Here is a 9131-nt window from a genome sequence, read left to right as displayed (position 1 = left end):
CGCAGCACCCGGGCCACGGAGATCTGCTTGTCGTTGCCGGTCGACGGGTCGGTGTGCTTGAGATCGACCATGTCCTTCGTGTTGAAGAAGCCGTTCGCCCCGAGGTTGTCGTAGGGGCGGGGAAGGTCCGCGTTCAGATCTGCACCTTCCTGGGAAACCACGCCGATCGTGATCTTCCCCCCCTCGAAGACGATGCCGAAACTGGGATTTCCCGTGAACGAAACGCCGTCGGCCGGCGGCGGGACTTCGCCCCGCAGAGGCTGCTCGAAGTCGGTGATCCCGACCTCGTGGGCGACGAGCGCGGAATAGGAACGGAGCTGATGGCGTTCGACGACGCAACCGGCTTCCTCCCCCTCGGCCAGGCTGTCGCCCATCGAAACGTATTTGTGGAAGGTCTGCGCCGCGACCGGCGCCGCCGCCCAGGCGAAGGCGGCTGTGACTGCCCAGATTCCGATCTTCTTCATCACATCCTCCTCGTCAGAACGACAGGCGCAGGTTGGCGCCGATGAGATTGGCGGTCAGCTTGTAGCTGCCGGTGAAAGCGTCCTGGCTGTTCCGGATCGTCCGATCCTGGAAGGGCAGGTACATGTCCGCGAGATCGAAGCCCCAGTGCTCCCCGGAGTAGCCGAAGCCGATGCAGTAGCCGCGGCGGATCGAGTCGGGCAGGAGCGGTCCGGCCTCCTTCTCCGGCTGCGGGCTCTCGTCGTAGACGAAGCCGGCGCGCAGCGCCCAGGCGCCGAATTTCTGCTCGACGCCGACGCGATACGACCAGACGTCCTTCCAGTCGGTTTCCCGGTGGATGGTCGGGAGCTCGCCGTCCGGAAACACGATGTCGAGCTTCTTGTACGTCGACCACTCCGTCCACACCGCGTCGGCGGAGAGCGTGAACGCCTGCCCCGGGCAGTGCCACGCCACGCCGATGTCGGCGATCGCCGGGAAGTTGATCGAGGCCTCGGCCCTCGGACGGTCGGGAAGGCTCGCCGCGACGCCCGCGTCGAACACGGGATTCCCCGTGAACCGCTGCGTGAAGTCGGCGTGCGTGGCGTAGTCGATCGTCATCTTCGCCTTGTACGACGCGCCGATGGAAAACGCCGGCGACGGCTTCCAGAGGAAACCCGCGTTCCACCCCCATCCGTGTTCGGTCCCGGACTGGAGCTTGACGTGGGCGACGTCGACGAAGGACTGCGAGAAGGGGTTGTACGCGGCTTCGTTCTTCTCGAGCTCGACGCGGGACAGACGGTACTCGGCGCCGCCCGAGATCGAGAACGTCGGCGCGACGCGGATCGCGAGCACCGGCTGGAGGCTGAAGGTCTTGATGTTCGCGTTCTGCGAGATGAACCGGCCGGACCAGGTCTCGGCGTCCTTCCAGCGGGAGGCGAGCCCGAACGGAGAGTAGATCGCGAAGCCGAACTTCACGTTCGAGGTGATCGGGGCCACGACGTAGAGCTGGCTCGGGAAGAACCAGGTCTTGTGGAAGGTGCCCGACACTCCCTCTCCGGGGAACGGATTCGACCCCTCGAACTGCGACTTCGTGAACGTCGTCACGGTGGTCCCGGCCATGATCGAAAAGTGGTCCTGGAACCCGATTCCGGAGGGGTTGTAGAAGAGCGCCGAGGGATCGTCGGCGACCGCGGCGAAAGCACCGCCCATCGCCGTGGCCTTGGCGCCCTGCTCGAAGAAGCCGAAGCCGGCGGGGAACGCGGGAGCGGCGAGCAGCAGTGCGAGGATCCCGAGGAAGGGACGGATCCGCGAGGGCGGGAATCTCCGAGAGATCACAACTCCTCCTGTTTCAAAATTTAACGTCGCGGCCAAAATACGCTCGGCCTCCTTGGGTGTCAACACGCATTTGGACCACGGCCGCGCGTCTCCGTCCCATTCGGAATACACTGTCTCCAAGGATGTTCCGACAGAGCGATCGACCCACCGGGCCGATGGTGGAGCCCCCCGCCGGAAAGGGCGAGCTCCCCTTCGCCCCCGGAAAAATGCTGGGATCCCGGTACCGGATTCTTTCCGTCCTCGGGTACGGCGGCATGGGGGTCGTCTACCGCGCCCTCGACCTGACACTCGACCTCGAGATCGCCTTGAAGCGGCTGCGCCCCGACAAGATCTCCCCGCACAAGCGGGAGCTCCTGCGGCGCGAGATCATCCTCTCCCGCAAGGTGACGCACGAGAACGTCTGCCGCATCTACGACCTGCAGGAAATCGACGGCGTCGAGTACGTCTCGATGGAATACATCCGGGGGAAGGCCCTGAAGGACATCGAGGAAGCGGAGGGAATCCTTCCGCTCGGCCGCGGGCTCTCGATCGGGAAGGGAATCTGCCGCGGGCTCGCCGCCGCCCACCGGATCGGGGTCCTCCACCGCGACCTCAAACCGGAAAACGTGATCGTGGACGAGGATGGCCGGCCGCGGCTGATGGATTTCGGAATCGCGATCGACCGGGGGCAGTCCTGGACGGAGAAGTCGGGGACGGTCCCCGGCACGCCGCAGTTCCTCGCGCCCGAGCTCCTGCGCGGAGCCGCGCCCGATGTCCGCACCGACATCTACGCTCTCGGCGTCCTCCTCTTCGAGATGTTCACGGGCCAGGTGCCGTTCGACCATCCGGAGACGACGGCGCTCGTCCGGAAGGTCCTCGACGAAAAGGCGCCGGACGTCACCTCGCTGCGTCCCGACTTCCCGCCGCCGCTCGCGGCGATGATCGATCGGCTGATCGCGAAGGATCCCGAGGCGCGCTTCGCTTCGGCGGAGGAGGTCGCGGCCGAGATCGAGAGATACGAGGGCGCCTATCTCGACAGCGTTCTGCGCGAGGTCTCCGTCGCGCGCGCGAAGAGCGTCAAGCTGATGGTGATGCTCGAGGCGAACAAGGCTCTCGCCGCGACGTTCGATCCGACCGAGATCCTCCAGATCATCCTGCGGACCGCGACCCAGGAGACCGATGCGGAACGCGGCACGATCTTCCTCGTCGAACCGGAGACCCGCGATCTCGTGTCGCAGATCCTCGAAGGGGGCGCGGTCAACCCGATCCGGGTTCCGTGGGGGCAGGGGATCGCCGGCGCCTGCGCCGCGGAAGGAAGGCCGATCATGACCCTCGACGCGGCGGCGGATCCCCGGCACGACCGGGGTCCCGACTCGACCTCCGGCTTCCGCACCGTTTCGCTCCTCGCCGTCCCGATGAAGGCGCCGTCGGGCGAGATCGCGGGGGTGATCGAGGTCCTCAACAAGCGCCGCGGCGCGTTCACGCCCGAGGACGAGGAGTTCCTGACGGCGGTCGCCGAGCACGCCGCACTCGCGGTCGAGAGCTCCCGCCAGCATCGGGCGGCGATGGCCGAGGCGGCGGCGAACGCGCGCGAGTCGGTCCTCCGCGGAATCCGCCCGCTTCTCTTTCCCGCCGAATGGCCCGCGGCTCCCGGCTTCGACTCCGCCCCGCTGCGCTGGCGCGCCGAGGCCACCGGCCTGCTGGGGTTCGACGCGATCGCGCACGGCGGAGCGCTGACCCTTTTCATCGCCGAGGATCCTCGTTCTCCCGACGAAGGGCTCGCCGATCTCCTCGGCGCGATGGGCGAGTTTCGGGCGCGTGGGGCCCGGGAACCCCTCGAGGCGCTCCTGGCCCCGCTCGCGGGACGCGTCGCCCGGCTCGCCGCCGCCCGCCTCGACGCGGCGCAGGCGACGCTCTGCGCGGCGGGTGCCCCGCTCCCCTCGGTCTTCTCCAAAGGAAGGCTCGTCCCGTTTCCGTCGGAACAGAGGAGCGCGGTGGCCTGCGCGACCGTCCCGCTCGGGAGTGGAGACCTCGTTCTGATCGCCTCGGAAGGCCTGGGAAGCATGGAGGGCAACCGCGGCGGGGAGGAAGAAAAGCAGCTCCAGCGCGCCGCCCGCCTCGTCGACCGCGACACGGTTTCCGGGGCGTTCATGGACATGGTGGTCCGTTGGAAGGCGGAGGGCCGCCGGCCGCGCGAACGGGACGTGGTTCTCCTGGGCGCCCGCCGGCTGTAGGGACCACGCGCGGGGACCATTCATCGAGCGGGTGCGCGCATCCTCGGCCGCGGCTCCGGAGCTCCGCTCGCGTCCGGCGACCGCCAAAAAAAGAGGGCGGGATCGCTCCCGCCCTCTTTCATCATCCTTGACGGAAGATCAGTACCGGTTCCCGCCCCGGTATCCCGACCCCGATCCCGATTTCTCGCGTCCTCCGCCCATTCCGCCGCGCGGCCGTTCCGCCTGCGGACGGGCCTCGTTGACCGTCAACGCGCGCCCGCGGAGGTCGGCGCCGTTCATGGCCGACATTGCCTTGCGCGCGGAGTCGTCGTCGTTGAACTCGACGAAACCGAAGCCCTTGGAGCGGCCGGTGTCGCGGTCCGTGATGATCTTCGCCGAAGCGACGTCGCCATACGCGGCGAATGCGTCGCGCAGCTCGTCCTCGGAGGTGTCGTACGAGAGGTTGCCCACATACAGCTTCATGCCAAAAAAATCCTTTTCCCGGGAGACGACGTTGTCTGCCCCATCCCGCGCATTGTCGCGGAACATCGAGGAAAACAGATCGGGAAAGCCGCCTATTCCGGAAAGCACGCCCCCGGGCGGCGCCTCGTCGCGACGCTCCGGCACTCCCCGCCCGCGGCCATTTCCGCGCGCCCGGCCGTCCGTCCCGGGACTTCGCCGCCTCGATCCCGGGAGAGCTCGTCGAGCGGCGGGAAGGAAATAACCCGTCTGCCGCCGATTTTCCCCTTTCCAAATGTCCGTGTTCAGTGGAGAATGCGATTTTCAGGAGGTTTGGTATCGCTCGCAAGGTCGTTTACCGAAAGAAATTCCGAAGAACCGGCGACCCCGTCGCCGCCCCGCACGTCCGCCTTCGCCCCGATCCGCCCGTCATCTCCGAGGACCGCGAACCGGGCCGCCGCCGTTATCGGCTGCGTCTCGAGGAATCGGCGCCCCCGTCGTGGATCCGGGCGTTCCGCGCCTCCCTTTTCGGTCTCCCGCCGGCCCGCGCGGCGCTCGCCGCTCGAATCGAATTCGTCGGCGACGAAGTCGTCTTCAGCGCGCCCGAGAAGGAGTACGAAGCCACCCGCGAAGCTCTCGAAACGAACATTCTGCGGGTGAACCAGATTCTCTCCGGCGGCACCGGCCGCTGATCGTCGCCGGCCCCGGCGATACATCGACGCGGAACCGCGTCCTCGCCGACGTACGCATCGGCACGCCTTCGGGTCCGGCGGTCCATCGGCGCGCGCCTGGCCCGCGGCTCGGCGTCTGATCAACGGTAAACCAACAGCGGGCGCCGGCGGCGCCGGCGTCTATCGTTTCGGAAGCTTCTGCTCGAGAGCTTTCAGCCGCTCCTCGACGGTTTCCAGCCGCTTGCGCACGCGCTCGCACTCGTCGAGACCGTCGAGCCGCCCCTCCCATTCGGGGGTCCGCAGCATCTCGTCCCACTTCTCGACGCGGGGGAGGTGGAGCATGGGACCGCGAAACCCGCGGAGCATGCCCTCCGCCGCGTCCATTTCGGGCGCTTCCCGTTCCGCGAGCGTCGCCTCGAGCTTGCGGGGAGAACGGTCGCGCACCACGTCGAGCGAGACCCGGTCCCCCTTCTTCCGGCCGCCGAGCTCGTCGGCGAGCTCCCAGGGGGAAGAGACCGAATGGCCATCGACGCGCGTGATCACGTCGCCCACGTGGACGCCGGCGGAGGAGGCGGGGCTGCCCGAGGCGACGGAAGCAACGACGACGCCCTCGTCCTTCGGGGCGCCGTAGAACACCCGCAGCTCGGGGGTGATGTCCAGCGTCGTCACTCCGAGAAACGCGCGCGGGCCACCGATCAGCCATACGCGCTGCCGCCCCGCGGGGCGCTCGGGGGAAAGAGTCGTTCCGGGTCCGGCCCAGGTCGGCGCCGCCGACGCCAGGGCGGCCATCAGGAACAGCGGGAAAAACCGATGACGCATGCCGTCCTCCTTTTTCGTCAAAGCACGCCGTCGCGGCGGCCGGGCAGCCTCCGCAGGTCGACCACGTAGCGGGCGCCGTTCTCCCCTCCGACCTCGACCAGAGGCGAAGGCAGCGTCCGCTTCATCTCTTCGATCTCGCGAGCGAGGGCCCGCGTCTCCTGGCGGAGCTCGCGGTCCTTGCGCCGCGCGTCCAGCCTGAGGACGAACGCGAAGGCCGCCGCCGCCGCGACCGCCGGCGCCGCGATCCGGATCCCGCGCCGGAGCGGGGAAACCCTTCGCAGGCGATTCCGGACGGCCGCCGGGAACCCCGCTCCGGCCCGCAGGCGCGGAAGGTCCCGCAGCAGTTCCGACACGTCCCGCTCATCCATTCGCGCCCCCCTCCTTTCGCGGCCGCGCCGCCGTCCAGTAAGGCTCGAGCTCCCGGCGCAGGAGCTCCCGCCCGCGACCGATCCTCGATTTCAACGTTCCCTCCCGGCAGCCGAGGGAGGCGGCGATCTCCGCGTAGCTCCATTCCTCGATGTCGCGGAGCAGCACCGCCTCGCGATACCGCGCGGGCAGACGTCCCAGGGCCTCGTGGACGCGCGCATGGAGCTCGCGGCGAAGCGCGGGATCGTCGGGCCGCTCGGCGGCCGGCCCGGGCGCGTGCGCGAGGAACGGGAGGAGGATGCTCCAGAGGCGCGTCCGCCGGGCTTCGCTTCGCACGGAATTGATTGCGATGCGATAGAGCAGAGGCGCGACGCGCCCGTCCTCGCGAAACCTCGAGGCGGAGCGATAGAGGCGAAAGAACGCTTCCTGCGCATGATCTTCCCCTTTCTCGCGGCTGCCGGTCAGGCGCGCGAGGTAGTTCACGAGACCATCCTGATGCCGCTCGACGATCCGGGCGAAAGCGTCCTCGTCTCCGGATCGGGCGCGGGCCATCAGCTCCGCGTCGGTCGGCTCTCCCAACGAACCTCCGATGTGTTCTACCCGCGAGACGGAAAAAGGTTCCGCGCCCTCGGGAAAATCTTCGGGATGTTCAGGAGAGGGGAAGGCTCCCGCCGGGAGCGGCATCGTAGATCACTCGGCCGGCGACCACCCGGGCGAATCCGGGAAGCGCATGGATCCGAACGTCGGACGCCGCGAGGATGTCGCGAACGGTCCAGCCGCGCGCCACCAGCGCGTCGGCCACGAGACTGCGATGGCAGCGCCACGGAACGGCCTCGGCACAGAAGAAAGCGGTCGGGACCGAACGCGCGGCTTCCTCGAGGCGCGCGAGTCCGGCCGAGCCGTCGGCGGTATCGAGGAAATCCGCGTAGCCTCGAAACATGTCGTTTCTCCAGGCCGCGTGCGGAGAATCGGGCTTCGGCCGCCGCCGGCCGCCGAGCTCCGGCATCGGGAGATATCCGATCCCCGACTCCGGAAGGGAGACCGCCAGCGACGCGGCGTCGAAGTGCGGCCACTTGCGGGACGCGGGATATCTCCGGATGTCGGCCGCCTGCTCGACCCCCGAGGCCCGGAGAAGGTCCCGGAATTCCTCGAACGCGCGGTTCGAGTGGCCGATCGTCCAGACGGTCGCCATCGCCCGATCGTACCGCCGGCCGGCCTCGAAGGCGGAAACCCCGGCGGTGGGATAATCGCGCGACCAACTCCGTGAACGAGAAAACGTGGATCGCTCTCGTCTGGACGGTCGCGGCGATCGCGGCCGTCCTCTTCGCCTTCGGCGCGATCCAGAATTTCCAGGGACCGGCATTCGAGCTCGAGTGGAACCGGACGACCGGGATCCTCTCTTCGGTCCACCCCGGCGGCGCCGCCGACCGCGCCGGGCTCCGGGCCGGCGATCGGGTGCTGTCGATCGCCGGAGTCGCGCCTTCGACTTCGGAGAATCCGTTCTACGGGCTGCGGGCCGGCGTTCCGGCGGAAGTCGTCATCGAGCGCGGGGGGCGGCCGCTCGTCCGGACGGTCGTCCCGTCGTCGCTCGGCGCCGCGCGAGCGCGGTCGTTCGCCCTGGGCGGGACGGCGGCGCTCGGCGCGGTTTCCGGCTGGCTCAACTTCGTCGTGAACTGCTGGATGCTGCTCCTCGCCTGCTTCCTGATCGGCGCCCGCCCCCGCCTGGCGTCGGCACGGGTGGCCGCCGCGGAGCTCGCGTTCTGGGCGGGAGGAAACGAGCTCCTGTTCAAGTCCGGGATCGGGCCGCTCTTCGCGTTCCTGCCGCCGGCCGTCCGGGTCGCGATGCATCTCGCCGACGGCGTCTTCGTGGCGATGTTCTTCGCCGCCTGCCTGCATTTCACGCTCGTGTTTCCGGCGCCTCTCGGCCGCGTCCGGCGGCATCCCGCGCTCCAGCTGGCGCCGTACGCGCTCGCCCTGCCGCTCGCCGCGGCGGAAGGCGTCCGGACGCTGCGGTTCTTCTCGCCGGCGTGGCGCGCGCGCATCGCTCCGCCGCCGGTCGACCTGATCTATCAGCTGACCGGGCCGGCGCTCGTGATCGCTTCCGTCGTCGTGCTCGGCCGCCGGCTTCGGCGAGAGACGGAGGTCAACGGCCGCCGCCGTCTCCGGCTCCTCTTCCTGTCGCTGCTCCCCGGGCTCGCCGGTTTCCTCCTGGTGATCCTGTTCGACCGCGCCGGCGCTCCCGTCTCGGCGATCCGGATCGCGGACCTCCTCCAGTGGGCCGGCGTCGCCGCCGGCGCCGGGATCTTCACGTACGCCATCGTCAAGCACCGTCTCTTCGACATCCGGATCCTCGTCCGGAAGAGCCTGCAGTACGCGCTCGCGAAGGGAACGCTCCTCGCCGCGCTCGCGATCCCCGCGGTCGCCCTCGCGGGGTTCGTGTACGAGCATCGGGACGAATCCGTCGCGCGGCTCGTCGGCGCGCGCCCCGGGCTCTATCTCGCGCTCCTCGTCGCGCTGGGCGCCGCTCTCGGCTTCCGGAAGAGGGTCTTCGACGCGCTCGACCGGCGGTTCTTCCGCGAACAGTTCGATTCCCGCCGGATCCTCGTCGACGTCGTCTCGCTGATCCGGAGGGGAACGGACGCTCCCTCGCTCCTTTCCGCCGCGCTCGGGGAAATCGACAAGGCCCTCCACCCCCGGCATCTCTCGCTCTGGACCCTCGACGGGATCGGCCGCGCGTACCGGCGACAGCTGGCGCGCGGCGCCGACGCGCCGGCGCCCCCGCTCCCCGATCGGTCCGCGCTGGTCGCCCTGCTTTCGTCGCACGACGATCCGCTCGACCTCGAGACGA

The 9131-nt window shown here is 69.1% G+C and carries 10 protein-coding genes; 3 read left to right on the top strand and 7 right to left on the bottom strand.

The genetic code is table 11. The annotated features are described in order from the left end of the window. Both VFS34_00925 and VFS34_00920 read right to left on the bottom strand, forming a co-directional pair. A partial coding sequence (locus tag VFS34_00925) for a hypothetical protein (protein HET9792993.1) occupies positions 1-464 on the bottom strand: 464 nt, incomplete at its 3' end. A 13-nt stretch (positions 465-477) separates the two neighbouring features. After that, positions 478-1776: an outer membrane protein transport protein gene (locus VFS34_00920; protein ID HET9792992.1), complete on the bottom strand. Its 1299-nt coding sequence runs from the start codon at positions 1774-1776 to the stop codon at positions 478-480. Positions 1777-1898: 122 nt separating this feature from the next. Here VFS34_00920 and VFS34_00915 point away from each other — a divergent pair, with 122 nt between their 5' ends. Beyond that, entirely contained in the window at positions 1899-3989 is a 2091-nt protein-coding gene (locus VFS34_00915; GenBank protein HET9792991.1) for a protein kinase, read from the top strand. A gap of 138 nt (positions 3990-4127) precedes the next feature. On the opposite strand, the gene VFS34_00910 is transcribed toward VFS34_00915, so the two are convergent. Further along, positions 4128-4451: an RNA-binding protein gene (locus VFS34_00910; protein ID HET9792990.1), complete on the bottom strand. Its 324-nt coding sequence runs from the start codon at positions 4449-4451 to the stop codon at positions 4128-4130. Positions 4452-4735: 284 nt separating this feature from the next. On the opposite strand from VFS34_00910, the gene VFS34_00905 reads away from it, so the two are divergent. Then, on the top strand, positions 4736-5119 hold the full coding sequence (locus VFS34_00905; protein ID HET9792989.1) for a hypothetical protein: 384 nt from the start codon (positions 4736-4738) through the stop codon (positions 5117-5119). A gap of 159 nt (positions 5120-5278) precedes the next feature. On the opposite strand, the gene VFS34_00900 is transcribed toward VFS34_00905, so the two are convergent. From VFS34_00900 to VFS34_00885, 4 genes are all read right to left on the bottom strand, one after another. Continuing rightward, positions 5279-5917, bottom strand: coding sequence for a PDZ domain-containing protein (locus VFS34_00900; GenBank protein ID HET9792988.1), 639 nt, complete (start codon positions 5915-5917; stop codon positions 5279-5281). 17 nt (positions 5918-5934) lie between these two features. Continuing rightward, positions 5935-6285 (bottom strand): hypothetical protein, encoded by a 351-nt coding sequence (locus VFS34_00895; GenBank protein HET9792987.1) that lies wholly within the window; start codon positions 6283-6285, stop codon positions 5935-5937. Then, the gene (locus tag VFS34_00890) at positions 6278-6862 is read right to left on the bottom strand and encodes a sigma-70 family RNA polymerase sigma factor (protein ID HET9792986.1); all 585 of its coding nucleotides are present in this window, start codon (positions 6860-6862) and stop codon (positions 6278-6280) included. Before VFS34_00890 ends, VFS34_00895 begins: the two co-directional genes overlap by 8 nt. Before the next feature lie 70 nt (positions 6863-6932). Continuing rightward, the gene (locus VFS34_00885) at positions 6933-7475 is read right to left on the bottom strand and encodes a DUF488 domain-containing protein (protein ID HET9792985.1); all 543 of its coding nucleotides are present in this window, start codon (positions 7473-7475) and stop codon (positions 6933-6935) included. Between the two features lie 71 nt (positions 7476-7546). Between VFS34_00885 and VFS34_00880 the strand changes: the two genes are divergently transcribed. Continuing rightward, positions 7547-9131: PDZ domain-containing protein (locus VFS34_00880; protein ID HET9792984.1), on the top strand; the 1585-nt coding region annotated here is incomplete at its 3' end.

The organism is Thermoanaerobaculia bacterium (assembly GCA_035717485.1).
Classification (GTDB): domain Bacteria; phylum Acidobacteriota; class Thermoanaerobaculia; order UBA5066; family DATFVB01; genus DATFVB01.
This window is presented reverse-complemented; position numbering and strand designations above follow the sequence as displayed.